We start from the raw sequence: 16,040 nt of genomic DNA, 5'->3' as shown, positions 1-16,040 counted from the left end.
ATGTTTTTTAAAAGTCAATAGTTTTTAGTCGGAAGTCCGGAGACCGAAGTCGGAAGATCGGGTGTGTTATTAATTAAGAGTTTTAATTGAAATTTTATGCCGCGACATCTTCGGAGCTCTGACTTCTGACCTCTGACTCTATTTATTTTTCTCTTCAATCCAAAGGCTCATGTACTTTGTACTTTGAAGGGTATGGTGGTTTAAAATCTGGCCAATGAAGTTGTTTTGGCGGTGTTTCGTTAGGGACAATAAAAGTTCGGTTATTTTCAACAGAAAAGCATCCGTAAAAGCAGTGGAGACATAACGTTGGTTGATAATTTGGATACCCTGTTGTTGTGCAGCCTGCCATTCGGATTGGCGCTGGTAAAGTTGAGCCGCTTTCTCGACAAATTGAGTCAAATCATCTTCAATAAAGCCATTCCAGGCCAGGCTACCTTTCATGGCTTCGGCGCCAATAGTTGTGGTTACCGATGGTGTGCCGGTTAGCATGGCATCAATAAATTTGCCTTTAACCCCAGCACCAAACTGGATCGGTGCAAGCAAAATTTTGTGTTTTGCAATAGTTTCCTGTGCGTTTGCGGCTCTACCTCTAATGAAAAAACGTTCTGCTTTATTTTCGAGCTGCCATACCTTTTGTGTAGGATAGGCTCCGTAAATGTTCAGGCTGGCTTCGGGCAGTTTTTTCCGAAGCAAAGGCCATACTTTGGTTTTTAAGGTTTGCACGGTGTGCCAGTTGGGCTCATGTATAAAATTTCCAATGAAAACAAAATCGGCCCTGTCTGCAAATGGAATCCATTTTCGGGTAATGTCTGCAGTAATTTGCTGCTCCAAAAAAGGCAGATAATACAGTAAGCCCGGATCAATTTTAAACTTTTCCTGGAGTAGATTTAGCTCTGCTTCCGAAATAATCAAAGACAGATCACAGCGGAGGATGGCTGCAATTTCGCGTTTGGCAATATCCGAAAACAGGTTTATTATTTCCTGCTTTTTGGTGCTTTGTTGTCGGGCCTGCCGTAAAAAATGAAGATCTTCGGTATCTAAAATCCGCAAGGCACCCGGGCATTCCTGCTGTACGCGCCAGCCGTATTGTTCTTCAATCATAAAACGATCGAACAGCACAATATCAGGGGTAAGCGCTTTTAACACAGTATTGAAGCTCTCGTCGTTTAACTTAATTTCCTGTTCAGCAACTGTCGTATGGCTAAAATCATAACTGAATTCGCTTTTTGATGCTGCCGAAGCAAAAGTGACCTGATAGCCATTAGCCAGAAATAAATCAACCAATTGGACCATTCTTGTGCCTGCTGCCGACGATCCGGGTTCGGGCCAAACCATTCCAATAATTAATAATTTCTTTGTGGTCATGATTTAATTTTCTGCAAAATAAATGGTTTTTAGCTCACAATTTTAAAACCGTGCCGATTATTTCTAATTTTGCAGCTCAATTACAAAGCATCGGATGTTAGGATTAAAATTATTGACAGACCCGCGTTGGGCAAATATTGCAGAATCGAATTTGGAAGAAATTTTATCTGACCATGCCTGGTGCGAACAAAAAGCCGCGAGTAATGCGATTACATTAATTACACAAAATTCAGAGCATCAGGAACTGGTTGATGAATTAACGGCTATTGCCATTGAAGAAATGCAGCACTTTCAAATGGTGATCAATATCATTAAAGAACGTGGCTATACGTTAAGCCGCGAACGTAAAGATGATTATGTAGGCAGACTGGTGAAATTCAGTAAAAAAGACGGCAGCCGTAACCAGGCTTTTATCGACAGGCTTTTGTTTGCGGCCATGATTGAAGCCCGAAGTTGCGAACGTTTCCGGGTGCTTTCTTTAAACATTCAGGATAAAGAACTGGCCAAGTTTTACCATGAATTGATGGTTTCGGAAGCAGGCCATTACACCACATTCCTAAACTTTGCCCGTAAATATAGTACCGATGTAGATGTGGATAAACGCTGGAAAGAGTGGCTTGATTTTGAAGGAGAACTGATTCAGAGTTTTGGTACAAAGGAGGCGATACACGGCTAGATCAGTTTTCTGTTGGTAGTTAAACAATTTTCAAATGGCTATGCTTAATGTTAACTACTCATTTTCAGTTTTAGAGTAGACTATATTAAACAGATAACTGTTATTTATAACCGCTAACTGAGTTTTATAAATAAAAATGGAATGCCTTTTATCGCTCAGTCTTCCGACTTTCGGACCTCAGACTTTCTGACTTATAAATATTCCACAGCCAGACCACAATATCCTGATAGCTATCAATGCCTTTCTGCTGGTTATTCAATTTTAAGAAACGATCGAAAGCGGCGTCCATATAACCGAACATATAACCGTTGTATTTGCGCCAGAATTCTTTTTCTGTCTTAAAATCGGCTAAAACCTGCGGAAGTAGCTTTTCGTAGAGTATTTTGTAATCATCTGGCGATTTCATTCTGATTTCGAAAAGAATATACCTGAGCATTTCATAATTGGCTGAATACTGGTAATTCAAATCAGGGCTATTGCTTGCCGTTAGGTAGCCTAAAAGATTGGCTTCATCTTCGTAAGCAATACCAAGCTGATGGGCAATTTCATGGCAGGAAACGTAAGGTTTAACAAAATCAGGCAAGTTCATGTTCATATTGGCTTCACCTGAAAGGGGGGCATAATAACCCTCAATGCCAATTTTACTGATTATCCAAGAATTTAAAACGGACTTTAAACAAGGGTTATTATACCTGAATATCTTGTTTCTTTTCGCCATAAGTGAATATGCTGCTGCAGATTTAGATTCGAGCTCATTAATTGTGTAAGCAGGCACTTTGACTTGCATCAATTTTAAGCTGTTGGTTTTATCAACGAAATAATTGCCCAGAACAACCAGTTCTTTAGCATTATACTTTTCGTTGCCAATTCCCAATTCTTCGCTTATGCTTGGCCGGCTATAGTTTAAACCCCAAACTATTTTGAAAACGATATAGAGTATTAAACAAAAGTTTGAAATCTGTAAGGAAATAATAATTATATCCTGTTTTTTTAAGGATTGACGCCTTTTGTAAAATCTAATAATTTTATACAGTATAAAGCCAATAAGTAAAATATAAATCAGGTCGCCGATAGCAAAAGGGAAAATACCTGATATAAACCTTAAAGCTGAAGAGATGTAAGGATAAAAACCTGTTGAGTAATATTTTTGGACAAGGGTAGGGAAGAAGCCGAAAGCGTAAATCAGGACAGCTAAACCTAGAAGTACCGTTGATTTAATAATTATAGATTTAGTCATTACTTGCTGAAACGGTCTTATGGGAGAAATAAATTAAGACTTCTTTAGTTAGTGGTCCCACTCTTAGTCATCTTTAAGTCTTCAATATTTTCAAAGTGCTTATAGTTAAGCGTATCGAAATGTACATCATGGGCAATAGCGGTAGCTGCAATAAACAGGTCTGCTTTATCAATGCTTTTGCGATGTCTTTTGAGTTTGTTTTGTATTTCTACAGCCACCAAAGCGGTTTCGCTATTGAATGGGAATACAATAAAGTTTGATAACATGGCTTTCCAGAAATTTATTTGCTCACCTTTTGCACCTGTGTAAATTTCAAATTCAGTTATGCTAGAAATGCATAAGATTATTGATTGCTGAGACAAAACATATAATCTTGTTTTTGATTTATCCTTTTTTCTGAAATAGTCAATTAAAATAGATGTGTCAACCATTATTACTTGGTTCGCCATTCATTTAATGATTTTCTTGTTTCTTCGATCTTTTGAATTTGCGCATCAGAAAAAACAGGTCCATTTAGAAGTAAATCTGAAAATTTTATGCCATATTTTACAGTAGGTTCCTCAGCAATAGCTATCGAATTATTTTTTTTATTTTTCCCTTTCAAGCTCGCAACAAAGTTTATCACCTCCTGCTTCATGTTAGCAGGAAGGGCTGAAATTTCAGAAAATAACTGTGCATCCGTCATTGCAAATTTGTTAATCTAAACAAATATAACAAATCTATCTGGTAAATGTTAATCGCTTGCCAATCTGGTCGGTAGTGAATTTGCCTTTAACATAAGCGAGGTTACCAGATACAAAAGTGTGCGTAATACTGGCTTTAAAAGTATCGCCATCAAAAGGACTCCAGCCGCATTTGTAGAAATTATTCAGTTTGGTTGCTTTCCAGGGATCATTCAGGTCAACCAGCACCAAATCAGCCCAGTAACCTTCACGTATAAAGCCCCGCTTTTCGATATCAAAGCAGATGGCCAGGCTGTGCGCCGTTTTTTCGACAATTTTTTCTAAAGAGATCTTACCCTGTAAATGCATTTCCAATAAAGCCGGTAAAGCATGTTGTACCAACGGGCCACCCGAAGGGGCCTGAGCATAAGCCTGTTGCTTTTCAGCCAAGGTGTGTGGAGCATGATCAGTAGCAATAACATCGATGTGATCATTCAAAACACCAGCTAAAACTCCTTTTTGATCATCTTCGGTTTTTACTGCAGGATTCCATTTGATGAAATTTCCTTTTGAAGCATAATCTTTATCATTAAACCAAAGGTGGTGTACGCAGGCTTCGGCGGTAATTTTTTTATCTTTTAGCGGAATGGTATTGTCGAATAACGCAATTTCTTTAGCGGTCGAAATATGAAGGATGTGTAAACGGGTTTGGTAGCGTTTAGCCAGCTCTACTGCCAGCGAAGACGATTTATAGCAGGCTTCTGCACTACGGATCAACGGGTGCATCTCAATGGTCAAGTCATCACCGTACTTAGCGTTATACTCCGCTAAGTTATGACGGATAGTTGCCTCATCCTCACAGTGTGTTGCCACCAATATCGGTGCTTTGCTAAAGATGTTTTCTAATGTTTTTTCATTATCAACCAGCATATTCCCGGTAGATGAACCCATGAAAACCTTAATTCCGCAAACATTTTTCGGATCGGTTTTTAAAACCTCCTCAATATTATCGTTACTCGCGCCCATGTAAAAAGAATAATTGGCCAGAGAAGTTTGCGCGGCAATGTCATATTTATCTGCAAGCAATTCCTGCGTTAAGGTATTGGGTACGGTGTTGGGCATCTCCATAAAAGAGGTAATCCCTCCGGCAACAGCAGCCATGCTTTCGGTAAAAATATCGGCTTTGTGCGTAAGTCCAGGCTCGCGGAAATGCACCTGATCATCAATCATACCTGGTAAAAGATACTGACCTTCGGCATTAATTTCCTGTGCACCAGGTGCAGCAAGATTCTGTCCGATTTTATCGATCAATCCATCTTTAATTAAAACATCGGCTACAATTTTTTGTCCTTCATTTACAATGGTGGCAGCTTTTATCAGGTAAGTATTCATGGTTTCAAAGGTAAAAATAGATTTGAGAAGTTAGATAGGGGATTTGAAAAATTAGGACAGGTTTATATGTCAACACGGTTAATAAACTAACCTTTGTATCCTTTAGATATGCGCTTTCAGTCAGCTTTGATTTAAACCTTCTGCCTTACACCTTCAAACCCTCAACCTTAATCACTATCTTTGTACGCTATGGCGAAACCGTTCGAAGAATTTAAGTTAAACAGGCAGATTTTAAATGCTGTGGCCGATGCGGGTTACACCGTTGCAACGCCGATACAGGAAAAAGCAATTGCACCCATATTGTCCGGTCAGGATATTTTTGGTATTGCCGAAACCGGAACCGGAAAAACTGCTGCGTTCGTACTGCCGATTTTAATGCAGCTTAAATATGCGCAGGGCGAAAATATACGTGCTTTGATCCTATCGCCAACCCGCGAACTGGCTATGCAGATTGAAGAACAGGTAAAACTGTTTTCTACTTATACCGATCTGCGTTCATTAGTAATTTTTGGTGGTATTGGCCCTAAAACACAAAAAGAACAATTGGCAAAAGGTGTCGATATTCTGATCGCTACACCCGGCCGTTTCCTCGAGTTATACCTGGCCGGCGATATCAATACGCAAAGCTTAAAATTTCTGGTGCTGGATGAGGCCGATAAAATGATGGATATGGGCTTTATTGGCTCAATACATCGCATTTTGGAAGTTGTACCGCGAAAGCGCCAAAATTTACTGTTTTCGGCAACCATGAGCGATTTGGTTCAAAAAATTGCCGGCGATTTCCTGAAAAATCCAACTGTTGTCGAAACGGCACAACAGGCAACTCCTGCAGCTAATGTAAGCCAAACCCTGTATGATGTTCCGAATTTTAAAACGAAATTGAATTTATTGCAACATTTACTGAAGAATGATGAGGCATTTACACGTTTAATCATTTTCTGTAAAACCAAAACAGTTGCAGATAATATTTTTAGTTTTATTGAACGTAAATATGGTGCTGATCATGTTCGTGTAATCCACGCCAATAAAGGTCAAAATACCAGAATCAATTCCATTAATAGCTTTAAAGAAGGAAATGTGAGGTTTCTGGTAGCCACAGATGTAGCCAGTAGGGGGATTGATGTAAGTGATGTAAGTCATGTGATCAATTTTGATGTACCCATTATTATTGAGGATTATGTACACCGTATTGGCCGTACCGGCAGGGCTTTTGCCAAGGGCGACGCCATAACTTTTGCTACTGAAGGCGAAAAATACTACGTACGTAAAATTGAAAAGCTCATCCGCCAGTCCATCCCGGTTGCAGCCATCCCGCAGGGGGTTTTTATAGAGGAAACCTCCTATGAAGAGCGCCAGCAGATCGCAAAAGAGATTGATTTACAGAAACGTAAAGAAGATCCTGACTTTAAGGGAGCTTTCCATGAAAAGAAAAACGCAAAAGCCATAGAACAGAAGGCCAGGGATAAAGCTAAGGCAAAGGCGGGTAAGGCAGTTAAAAGTTTTAAAAAGGGTAAACGTTTTGATAAGAAAAAGTAATGATTAAACTTCGCGTTACGCCATTAAACATTGTTGGTGCAATTGGCTTAGGTTTAATGGTTACTGGTCTTTTTTCTGAAAAAAGTACGGCACCAGGGCAGATTAACTTCAGTGGCTTTTATTTGCTTATTCTGGGTTGCCTGGTTTTGGTTACTTTCGTAACAGATCTTATCTTTCGCTTTACTTTAAAAGATATTAAGCGGATCTGGATGGTAGAACTGTTATTCATCGTTATTGCGGCAATATTGATGTTAATATTACAAAAACTAGTATAATATCAAAGCAAAGTATTTGGTAAAATCATCATCTTTGCCCCGAATAAAATACCGGTAAATTGGTGTATTCCGTTTATCGGTGAAACCCATTTTGAAAATATGAAAAAAGCAGAAATAAAACTAACTGTTGAGTTAGATGAAGGGAACAATCCGGAGAACATACTTTGGGAAAGTACAGATTCAGGAAATGCTGATAAAGTGCCTGCAAAGGCTTTGTTTTTATCCGTTTGGGATCATAATTATAAAAATACATTAAAAATAGATCTTTGGACAAAAGACATGCCTGTAGATGAAATGAAGCGTTTTTTTTATGAAACCCTGCAAACCATGGGCGATAGTTTTTTGAAGGCAACAGGCGAAACGCTGATTGTAGAAGACTTGCGCGACTATTGCGCCCACTTTGCTGATAAGATGGGTATTATTGAAGGACAGTAGGCTGGTTATTGGTCATTAAAATTAGTCATTAGTCATTGGTCATTGGTCATTGAAAAATTGCCATGCAAGTTAGTGATCAATCATTGCCTTATTTCGTAACCCTTTCAATTATTAAAATTAAGTTAATCATCTTAAAACTATGTTAGTATTAAATAAATTCATGGCTTGGTTAGGCATTTTGTTATGCGCTATTGCTGGTTTCTGCCCAATGTTGAAAGTGCCAATCAAGGGTAATTGGAACTTATATCAATCTGATGCACGTTTATTTTTGATCACATATGCCATCATCTCTATTTCGGTGTTATTCCTTCTTATCAGAAAAGTTGGGGCATTCCGGTTCTTGAGTTTCATCATGGCTATCTGGTATATTTTAGCCGTTATTGCTGTTTATTTTACCGCTCATAATTATACTAAATATGGTTTTGCGAATAAACTGATCGGCAAAGTGGTCCATTTCCAGTGGGGATGGATTGTACTTTTAGTCGGTGTTATATTGATGCTTTTCAGTGTTAAACGTGGAGAAAAAATAACAGCTTAGGTTTTTTAATGCAATTGCGATGTTAATTTAGACACATCGTATCCTTTAGCTTTGCAGCTGGCCACAATTTCATCATGGGTTTTCTTCGGCATTTCCGGATTACGGCTCATGATGAATAAAAATCGATGATCGGGATGACCTACTACCACATAGGAATAATCAGCTGCAAGCTCGATAATCCAATAGTCTACCTTGATCGGCCAGATAAATTGCACCTGTAATGCTCCTTTACTACCGTTTTCTGATGGGAACATTTTCGATGTTCTGGAATAAACCTTTTCATCCCCGGGCTTTTTGTAAGTGGTTACAACGTTATAATAGCCATTTTTATTTAAGGTATAATTTGTAGTAGTCTCCCTGCTGCCTTTATCAAAAATCGTAGGGATAGAATATAATGAATACCATGTTCCTGCATATTTTTTTAAGTCTAATTTGGCTATAGGGACATTTTTTTCTATAGGTAAAAGGGCGAAAAGAATAAAGAGTATGGAGCAGATTGTTTTCATCTCAGCAGGGTTTGTTTTGATTTACGAAAGCACCCGGAAAACAGATTGTCAGAACTTATTTTTCGCTTTCCAGATAAAACCATCCAACACATAATGCGTAGCCTGTGGTAATGCCAATAATGGAACTATAAGGGAAAGCAGTTCGCTACTGCCAATTTGCGGTAAAGTAGAAAATGGTTTAAATACAGACAGGTGTTCTCTCCAAACTAGTCCATCCCACAACCCCTCTTCCAAATAAGCCAAAGATATCAGAATGATCAGAAAGTAACATATTCCCCATTTCGTAAAGCTGAGCGTCATAATCTTAGATTTAATAGTTGTTTTGTTTATTTTTATCTTTTCAAAAAACCAGATCAAGGCCATGTATGGAATACCGTGCGAAATTACATTAAGTGTGGTGAAGGCCATGTCGCCATTAAAATAAACAATACCAAAATACCAAGACAGGAATGTGCCGATTACAATTAAATTTCGCGGGATATTCATCCATTTTCGCTTGATTGTAGTCAGTAGCTCTTTAACAAGGTAGATTGCAATGATGGCCATATATACAATCTCCGAACCTTTTAGCAATGCATCATTTTTAAATGAAAAAAAGTCACCTTCTATAAACCAATTGAAATGTCTTGCCGTGCTAAGATGCCAGAATAGTAGTGGGTACAAGGTTGCGGTATAAATGGCTACTTTATCGATGAGTCGCTCAACAGGGGAAATCTTCTCATTGCGGGAATATAAACGCATAAATCCGTATTGTTGCCTGATGAAATGATAAACGGCCAGATAGGCCAGAATTCTCCAAAACCATAGGCCATCAAAGCGGTAAATTATTACGCCTACGATATAACAGGATAGGGGTATGGCAGTGAGTAAAGCATATTGTTTTTTAAAATTAACAGGGTTAAAATAGGTGCGGTACAAAGTGCTGTAGACATGGGCAACATCAATAAAAACAATTAAAAATACCCAATAGGTTATAGGAATTCCTTCGGTATTTTGAAATTGTGATGGAAAAAGGAACACCAGCAGCAAAGAAGCAAACGAAGGTGACAGGATGAAAACAATATCGTTAACCCGCGAATTTAACCATGGCTGATTTTGATTATGATGTGGCATTTATTACTTGTTTTGCGGCGTTGATGCCTTGATGAAAAGCTTCTTCAAAAATTGAAACTCCACTTAAATCGCTATGGGCAAAGAAAATTTTATTATCGATGGGCAACTTTGCTTTTTCCAGATTTTTACTCCAGATAAAATCTTTAGCAGGAGTGATCATACCATGCCCCCATACCCAAAAATCGATAGTCTCAATGGCTTCGGTAATTCCCGGATGTATCACTTCCAGTTCTGGAATAACGATATCAAGCCACTGTTCGTAATTTCTGGAATATGCGGCTAAACGGGCAATTGCAGGTTCAAAATCGCAGAGTGGGAGATAATAGGTAATTACCTTTTTATCTTCTGAAAGATTTAAATGTTGTTGCGCAGCATTTACGTAGCCAACAGATGGGGTATTGTAGGCCACATTATCCCAGCAAAGGCTTACTCCTTTCGATTCCGGTAATTCATTGATAGTAATATTTGCAATGAGCCATGGAGAATAATTAAAAGCTTTGTAATCAATATTGCGGTTAAAATTTTCCAGCAAGCGGTTGTTTACAAACTGCGGAGCACATAAAATAATTTTTTCAACCTCAATATTTTCGGTAAGCTGTGTTTTCGTATTCCATACGGTTACTAAAGTATTGCCATTGCTTATCGGTTTTAATTCGTAACACAGGTTTGAGGTTTTTATATGCGCTTTGAGCTGTTCAGCAAGCTTTTTCATGATCCAGCCATTGCCTTCTGGCCATGTTAAAATCGCATTTTGCGCTGCATTTGCTGCCATGCCTCTGCGTGATGCAAAATAATGTAGGCCGGCCCAAGCCGATACATAACTGATTTTTTGACCATAATCATCTTTACAGGCATAATTTAAATACCACAGCAGATATTTGGAACGGTACCCCTTTTCTTTCAGATAGGCCTCAAAAGTTATTTTATCCAGTTTTCTGTAGTTTTCATCAGTAGAAGAAGAATTTAAAGGTATATTGAATAGAAATTTACCATCGTTACCCCTGGTGTTTTTTAGCTGATCTACTTCTGCTAAAAAACGCCTGATTTCCTTTTTATCGGCAACGGGTACACCAAAATCCGGAATTAAACCTTCCTGCCATGCGCCGTTTATTAATAACCTTTCTTCAGGATCAAAAGTTATATAGTAATCGTTGTAGTAGGGTAACTGCCCCTCAAAATGCGTAATCACATCAATTTCCTTTAAAAAATCAATCAACAAAGCATCGTCGTTATTGGCTATGGTGATATAATGTGCACCTAAGGGATATGAAGCTATTTTGTTGCTTCCGAAATAGGAGTTGCCGCCGATGTGTTTTTCAAGCTCCAGAATTTCGAAATTAGTTTCGCCATTCTTTTTTAGCCATCTTCCAGCCGATAGTCCTGAAATACCGCTGCCAACAATCAGCGTTTTTACTTTTCTTGTATTCTTTGCAACAGGTAGTTTAAGCTTATCACGTAACAGATGGCCTGCGTTGGCGTCAGGGCCCTGCAAAGCACCCTGGATATTATATTTAGCCGACCTGATTTTTTTGTAGCAGCTATTTAGAAAAATGCCGCCCGTAATTAATCCGATCCTCAATAAAAAAGAGCGACGCTTCAGATAGGCCGAGAACTCATCCTTATAAAACATTTGCCCACTCATCTTCAAAATACTTAACCAGAATCTGGTTATTAAGCTTATTTACTTCAGTTTCTACCTTGCCCATATCTTTCGGAAAATAGAGCATTAAATCTAAGCTTTCTTTGGAAATAAATCTTAGGTCTGGCAAGTATTGTAGCGGCTTTTTATATAAATTATCGGGCTCTGTAGCCATAATATAGCCCCATTCGCCAAATGAAGGCACATAATTATGATAAGGGATGGTTTTCAAACCCACACTTTCCAAAGTTTTGTTTACCGTCCAAAAAGACTTTGGCGCAACGAAGGGCGAGGTAGACTGGACTACGATTAAGCCTTTTGGAGCAAGGATGCCTTTAACCAGTTTATAAAATGCATTGGTGTAGAGTTTCCCAACAGCATAATTAGATGGGTCGGGAAAATCAATCACGATAAAATCAAACTTCTTGCGTTGCGCTTTCACCCAACTAAATGCATCAGCATTAATCACTTTAACCTTTGGCGATAGAAGTGCATTTTTATTGAGTCCCAGCAAAATTTTGTTCGACTGAAAGAGGCGTGTCATTCCCTTATCCAAATCAACAAGGGTTACAGAATCCACATTTGGATATCTTAAAATCTCTCTAACGGCCAGTCCATCCCCACCTCCCATTACCAAAACTTGTTTTGCAAAAGGTAATGCCTGTAATCCGGGATGTACCAAAGCTTCATGATAGCGGTATTCATCGTCAGAGCTAAACTGAAGGTTTCCGTTTAGGAAAAGCCTAATAACCTTATTTTTTTTGGTCAGGATAATGCGTTGGTAAGGTGTACTTTTCGAATAAATAATGGTATCGCTATAGGTTTGACTTTCTGAGAAACTCGTTATTTTGTCGGCATAGATAAAACCTGCAAGTAAAGCGATCATACTGATAAAAGAACCGCCTTGCAGGTATTTTGCAGCCTTAATCTCTCTTTTAAAGCTCAGGCAAACAATCAATGCTACAGCAACATTGAGCATTCCAAACAAATAGGCAGTTTTTACTAAGCCCAGATGTGGAATGAGCAGCAATGGGAAAATTAAAGAAGCCAGTAATGCACCAATATAATCAAAAGTAAAAACTTTAGAGACCAGGTCTTTAAATTCATACCGATCTTTGAGGATGCGCATCAGTAAAGGGATTTCTAAACCTACAAGAATACCGGTTAAGCTTACAAAGCCATATAGCACAATCCTGAAGGAGGCAATGCTCTCGAAAACCAGGAATAAAACAGTTGAACTAAAACCGCCGACCAATCCAACCAGAATTTCAATCTGTATAAACCAGGAAAGAATATTTTTGTTAAAATATTTAGAAACCCAGGAACCTATACCCATCGAAAATAGGTAAACTCCAATTATGGTAGAAAACTGTGTTACCGAATCTCCAAGCAGGTAGCTGGCCAGTGTGCCTGCTATTAACTCGTAAATTAAGCCACAAGTTGCTACAACAAAAACTGAAATCAATAAAAGTGCTGGTAACTTTTTGTTCATGCTAGCTGTGAATGGCTGAACTTATAATAATCGCGATAGCAATAATAAAGGCTGCAAAAACAATGGCTAAGGCTAAATTTTGTTTTTCCAGAATTTCTTTCCACAGGTTTTCGGGCGTAATTTTCTCGATAACCCAAAAGGCGATAAAAAGAACAACAATACCCAATATAGAGTAAACCAAAGATGCAATAATGTACTTGATGTTGATTAATTCGTTTAAGCTCATAATTTTTTATTTATGGTAAAATCTGTTTACATGGCCGCCATGGCCTTGGTTTCCATTGAACTCGGTGTTTTTTTCTACTTTGTCTTGGTAATAGGCATGCCCGTGGAGGCCACTATAGCCATAAAAACCCAAAATAATGAGTAGCAGAATGAGGTAATATTTAATTGGTTTTAAATCCATTTAATCTGCTTTTACAAAAGGTGAAAAATCACTGTTATCCCATCTTCTTTTTTCATAATTCCGCATCAGATACCAGCAAATTGCCGGGAATAGGCAAAGTATCATTATTGTAATCAATGTATTGCGCAGCATGCTTACGTTTGCGGTTGCCCTGATAAACAAGTTATTTCGGTATGTATCCCCGGATGACGGATATACATTTAAGTGGTACTTGCCTTTGGGTATATCGGATAGAAGAATCGATTCTTCGGTTGAGCCTTCCTGCCAGCTTTCGCCATCTTCTATGCCATGGTAATATTCTATTCCCTTGCTTACTTCCCAGGTTTGGTTATTAGCCTCATTGACCAATACAATGGTCGTTTCCAGCCAGTTGTTGTCAACACCAGAAGCAATGTCAAATTCAATATTTGATGATTCATCTTCCATAACAAATGAAGGTGTGATGAAGGGTTTGAAAGCATCGGCACCCGCCTTGGCATCGTATGTAATTAAAAAATTATCATTTATTAATTCCTTTTCTGGTTTTACTACACCAAAGAGCACATGCAAAAGTAAGACTACAATTGTGGCAATACAAGTTGCTTTTAAAGAGGATATCCATCGGTCATAAGCTTGAGATGGCTGGTTGGCGCCTATACCAATCTGTTCCGGAAGACTACTTTTATTAAGATTGAATGCGGTAGCAATTTCATCGCTGCTAAGGTATTCGCCAATGTAGTAATCAGTATGGTATTTAGGTTTATTCATCACCTCCTTTACAATCATAAATGGTGGCGCAACATATTCGGTAGCTTTGACCCGCTCATTAACAACATCCCAATCCACTTCGCCAAGCATAGCTGTTACTATGGGGCTGTATTTGTTAAAAAGTTCGTATTCAATATCTTTATAATTGACATTTTGACCGCAGTTGGTAGGCTGTTTGTAATCAGTCAGAAACTCCTTACCTGCAATAAAATTCCAATGGCCGTTAAATTCGGATAAAGTAACGTAGCCCTTTTCAAGGCTGTTTAAAATATACTCCCTCCAGGCATAAATCGTATTCGATTCCTTTTTTTCTAAATAGGCGATAACCTGAAAGTCAGTACCATGTATGTTTGCCGTTGAACCCAGTTTCAATACAACAACCTTTTCTGGCTGATTTAATTTTTTATTTAACCTGCATTCTACCCGGTTAACAATATGTAAATAGGAATAACATGAAGGACAAGCTATGTACTCACTCTTAGCTGAATCGTAAAGAACAATATTTTGTTTGCATACTGAGCAGGGAATTGTTTCTGATAATTTGAAAAATGATTGAGCCGGTTTTTTCATTAACGTACAATTTCAGTCTTCTGTATCTCTTCGCCTTCAAAAAAGTGAAGTACGGCTTCATAGATCTCTCTAACTTTTTGGGTATTGTCTTTCTTGTAATTAGATAAAAAAATGTCGAAAGTAGCCAGTTTAAATTCTGGCCAGGTATGGATGGATAAATGAGATTCTGTTAGGCAGATAATGGCTGTAAAACCCCCATTGGGAAAGTTATGGTAAACTTCGCCAACTTTTTTTAGGTTTTTTTGGTTAATTAGCTGGTTAAAAACAGCTTTACAAGACTGATAAGAACAAAGTTGTTCAGCTTTTTTAGAAGAAAATTCAGCTAAAATGTGTAATCCAGGGGTATAGGTCATTGAGCGTTTGGTATCTTTCAAAATTAAAAAAGTATTTTCAAAGTACGTATTAGAAATCAAATTTAAATACTAGTAGTCAGCTATAAAATAATCCTCAACACTATCTTCCAGCGGAATATAAATTCTTTCCCATTCATCGCCATCCACAACTTCCCAGGTATGCCCTTCTCCGGCGGTATCATTGGCAATGAGTATAATTCCCGGCTCAATGATAAAGGTTTCGCCATTGCTCACGGTGAAACGGAGTTTCCCTTTTAAAGTAATTACATATTGACGGCGCGGGGCAGGATGGGGGATTCGCTCTAAACTAGATACATCTGTTTGGGCGAAAAAGTAATTGGCATTGATGTGCTGGCGGATAGGGACTTTGCCAATTTCGAAAGCACATTTGTCGCCTTCGATATTAATTAAACGGATCGCTTTAAGGTAATTTTTTGGTGTCACGGCTTGATCTCTATTCATCTTCAAAAATATGGATTAAAATTTTAATTCAGTCTGTCCTCTTTTGGCAATTTCGCGTTCGTGCTGCAGTAACCATTGTTTACGCCATAAACCGCCGGCATAACCCACCAGCTTGCCATTACTGCCAATAACCCTATGGCAAGGCACTATAATGGCGATATTGTTTTTTCCGTTTGCGGCAGCAATAGTCCGTATCGCTAATGGATGGTGGGCAGAAAATTTAGCATACGAAATGGTTTCGCCAAAAGGTATGGTTAATAAATTCCGCCAAACCTCCTGCTGAAATTCGGTGCCATTTTGTTTAATTGGAAAATTGAATTGCCGTAACCTGCCATCAAAATAATCACCTAATTGTTGAGCAACTATTAGTGTGAGCGGATTTTCAGTAAGTCCTGTAATATCTGTTTCAGCAAAAGTGATGGCGTGTACAAACTCATCATCGGCAAGAATGGTAATCTGGCCAATAGGTGATGCAATAACGGATGCGTTTTTCATGTCTTAGCTTTCTTTCACAGGTTGTACCGCTTAATATATATCATAAATAAGTTTTTTCAAAATTATCTGCCTTTTTGGTTATTTTATGGCTTTGTTAGTCATAAATGACATGGCGCGTTTTTAATGGTTATCAACTTAACA

Annotated in this window: 20 protein-coding genes; 5 read left to right on the top strand and 15 right to left on the bottom strand. The window is 38.3% G+C overall.

From position 1 onward, the window contains the following. Positions 1 to 138 precede the first annotated feature (138 nt). The gene (locus tag ACFE6N_RS12345) at positions 139 to 1,365 is read right to left on the bottom strand and encodes a glycosyltransferase (RefSeq protein WP_378936841.1); all 1,227 of its coding nucleotides are present in this window, start codon (positions 1,363 to 1,365) and stop codon (positions 139 to 141) included. A 94-nt stretch (positions 1,366 to 1,459) separates the two neighbouring features. Between ACFE6N_RS12345 and ACFE6N_RS12340 the strand changes: the two genes are divergently transcribed. Beyond that, positions 1,460 to 2,041 (top strand): tRNA-(ms[2]io[6]A)-hydroxylase, encoded by a 582-nt coding sequence (locus ACFE6N_RS12340; RefSeq protein WP_090987922.1) that lies wholly within the window; start codon positions 1,460 to 1,462, stop codon positions 2,039 to 2,041. Positions 2,042 to 2,189: 148 nt separating this feature from the next. On the opposite strand, the gene ACFE6N_RS12335 is transcribed toward ACFE6N_RS12340, so the two are convergent. Genes ACFE6N_RS12335 through ACFE6N_RS12320 form a run of 4 tightly spaced genes read right to left on the bottom strand, consistent with a single transcriptional unit; the run spans position 2,190 to position 5,332 of the window. Then, positions 2,190 to 3,278: a DUF3810 domain-containing protein gene (locus ACFE6N_RS12335; protein ID WP_378936839.1), complete on the bottom strand. Its 1,089-nt coding sequence runs from the start codon at positions 3,276 to 3,278 to the stop codon at positions 2,190 to 2,192. Between the two features lie 44 nt (positions 3,279 to 3,322). Next, positions 3,323 to 3,727, bottom strand: a complete 405-nt coding sequence (locus tag ACFE6N_RS12330; RefSeq protein WP_378936836.1) for a type II toxin-antitoxin system VapC family toxin — start codon at positions 3,725 to 3,727, stop codon at positions 3,323 to 3,325. Further along, a complete protein-coding gene (locus tag ACFE6N_RS12325) occupies positions 3,712 to 3,963 on the bottom strand; it encodes a hypothetical protein (RefSeq protein WP_378936834.1) in 252 nt (83 codons plus the stop codon). Before ACFE6N_RS12325 ends, ACFE6N_RS12330 begins: the two co-directional genes overlap by 16 nt. 34 nt (positions 3,964 to 3,997) lie before the next feature. Continuing rightward, on the bottom strand, positions 3,998 to 5,332 hold the full coding sequence (locus ACFE6N_RS12320; protein ID WP_378936832.1) for a dihydroorotase: 1,335 nt from the start codon (positions 5,330 to 5,332) through the stop codon (positions 3,998 to 4,000). 189 nt (positions 5,333 to 5,521) lie between these two features. Between ACFE6N_RS12320 and ACFE6N_RS12315 the strand changes: the two genes are divergently transcribed. The 4 genes from ACFE6N_RS12315 to ACFE6N_RS12300 all read left to right on the top strand — a co-directional run bounded on the left by ACFE6N_RS12315 (position 5,522) and on the right by ACFE6N_RS12300 (position 8,116). Next, positions 5,522 to 6,868, top strand: a complete 1,347-nt coding sequence (locus tag ACFE6N_RS12315) for a DEAD/DEAH box helicase (RefSeq protein ID WP_378936830.1) — start codon at positions 5,522 to 5,524, stop codon at positions 6,866 to 6,868. Then, positions 6,868 to 7,143 carry a hypothetical protein gene (locus ACFE6N_RS12310; protein ID WP_378936828.1) on the top strand — a complete coding sequence of 92 codons (276 nt, stop codon included), beginning with the start codon at positions 6,868 to 6,870 and terminating at the stop codon, positions 7,141 to 7,143. The genes ACFE6N_RS12315 and ACFE6N_RS12310 overlap by 1 nt, the downstream gene beginning before the upstream one ends. A 99-nt stretch (positions 7,144 to 7,242) precedes the next feature. After that, entirely contained in the window at positions 7,243 to 7,578 is a 336-nt protein-coding gene (gene gldC, locus ACFE6N_RS12305) for a gliding motility protein GldC (protein WP_090987907.1), read from the top strand. Between the two features lie 139 nt (positions 7,579 to 7,717). Next, the gene (locus ACFE6N_RS12300; protein ID WP_378936826.1) at positions 7,718 to 8,116 is read left to right on the top strand and encodes a hypothetical protein; all 399 of its coding nucleotides are present in this window, start codon (positions 7,718 to 7,720) and stop codon (positions 8,114 to 8,116) included. Positions 8,117 to 8,121: 5 nt separating this feature from the next. Here the strand turns inward: ACFE6N_RS12300 and ACFE6N_RS12295 are convergent, their stop codons facing one another. From ACFE6N_RS12295 to ACFE6N_RS12250, 10 genes are read right to left on the bottom strand one after another with little or no spacing between them, the layout of a single operon-like run. Next, the gene (locus tag ACFE6N_RS12295) at positions 8,122 to 8,622 is read right to left on the bottom strand and encodes a lipocalin family protein (RefSeq protein WP_378936824.1); all 501 of its coding nucleotides are present in this window, start codon (positions 8,620 to 8,622) and stop codon (positions 8,122 to 8,124) included. 48 nt (positions 8,623 to 8,670) lie between these two features. Further along, positions 8,671 to 9,735, bottom strand: a complete 1,065-nt coding sequence (locus ACFE6N_RS12290; RefSeq protein WP_378936822.1) for a hypothetical protein — start codon at positions 9,733 to 9,735, stop codon at positions 8,671 to 8,673. Beyond that, positions 9,722 to 11,377: an NAD(P)-binding protein gene (locus tag ACFE6N_RS12285; RefSeq protein WP_378936820.1), complete on the bottom strand. Its 1,656-nt coding sequence runs from the start codon at positions 11,375 to 11,377 to the stop codon at positions 9,722 to 9,724. Before ACFE6N_RS12285 ends, ACFE6N_RS12290 begins: the two co-directional genes overlap by 14 nt. After that, positions 11,355 to 12,866, bottom strand: coding sequence for a polyamine aminopropyltransferase (locus ACFE6N_RS12280; protein WP_378936818.1), 1,512 nt, complete (start codon positions 12,864 to 12,866; stop codon positions 11,355 to 11,357). Before ACFE6N_RS12280 ends, ACFE6N_RS12285 begins: the two co-directional genes overlap by 23 nt. 1 nt (position 12,867) lies before the next feature. Then, positions 12,868 to 13,092 (bottom strand): DUF350 domain-containing protein, encoded by a 225-nt coding sequence (locus ACFE6N_RS12275; RefSeq protein ID WP_145856052.1) that lies wholly within the window; start codon positions 13,090 to 13,092, stop codon positions 12,868 to 12,870. Positions 13,093 to 13,098: 6 nt separating this feature from the next. After that, a complete protein-coding gene (locus ACFE6N_RS12270; RefSeq protein WP_378936816.1) occupies positions 13,099 to 13,272 on the bottom strand; it encodes a hypothetical protein in 174 nt (57 codons plus the stop codon). Beyond that, positions 13,273 to 14,589: a DUF4178 domain-containing protein gene (locus ACFE6N_RS12265; RefSeq protein WP_378936814.1), complete on the bottom strand. Its 1,317-nt coding sequence runs from the start codon at positions 14,587 to 14,589 to the stop codon at positions 13,273 to 13,275. Continuing rightward, positions 14,589 to 14,963 (bottom strand): S-adenosylmethionine decarboxylase family protein, encoded by a 375-nt coding sequence (locus ACFE6N_RS12260; RefSeq protein ID WP_378936812.1) that lies wholly within the window; start codon positions 14,961 to 14,963, stop codon positions 14,589 to 14,591. The genes ACFE6N_RS12265 and ACFE6N_RS12260 overlap by 1 nt, the downstream gene beginning before the upstream one ends. Before the next feature lie 48 nt (positions 14,964 to 15,011). Next, the gene (locus tag ACFE6N_RS12255; protein WP_378936810.1) at positions 15,012 to 15,404 is read right to left on the bottom strand and encodes a hypothetical protein; all 393 of its coding nucleotides are present in this window, start codon (positions 15,402 to 15,404) and stop codon (positions 15,012 to 15,014) included. Positions 15,405 to 15,419: 15 nt separating this feature from the next. Beyond that, positions 15,420 to 15,899: a methylated-DNA--[protein]-cysteine S-methyltransferase gene (locus tag ACFE6N_RS12250; RefSeq protein WP_378936808.1), complete on the bottom strand. Its 480-nt coding sequence runs from the start codon at positions 15,897 to 15,899 to the stop codon at positions 15,420 to 15,422. Between the last annotated feature and the right edge of the window lie 141 nt (positions 15,900 to 16,040).

The sequence above is a fragment of the Pedobacter sp. BG31 genome (assembly GCF_042464845.1).
Taxonomy (GTDB): Bacteria; Bacteroidota; Bacteroidia; order Sphingobacteriales; family Sphingobacteriaceae; genus Pedobacter; species Pedobacter suwonensis.
This window is presented reverse-complemented; position numbering and strand designations above follow the sequence as displayed.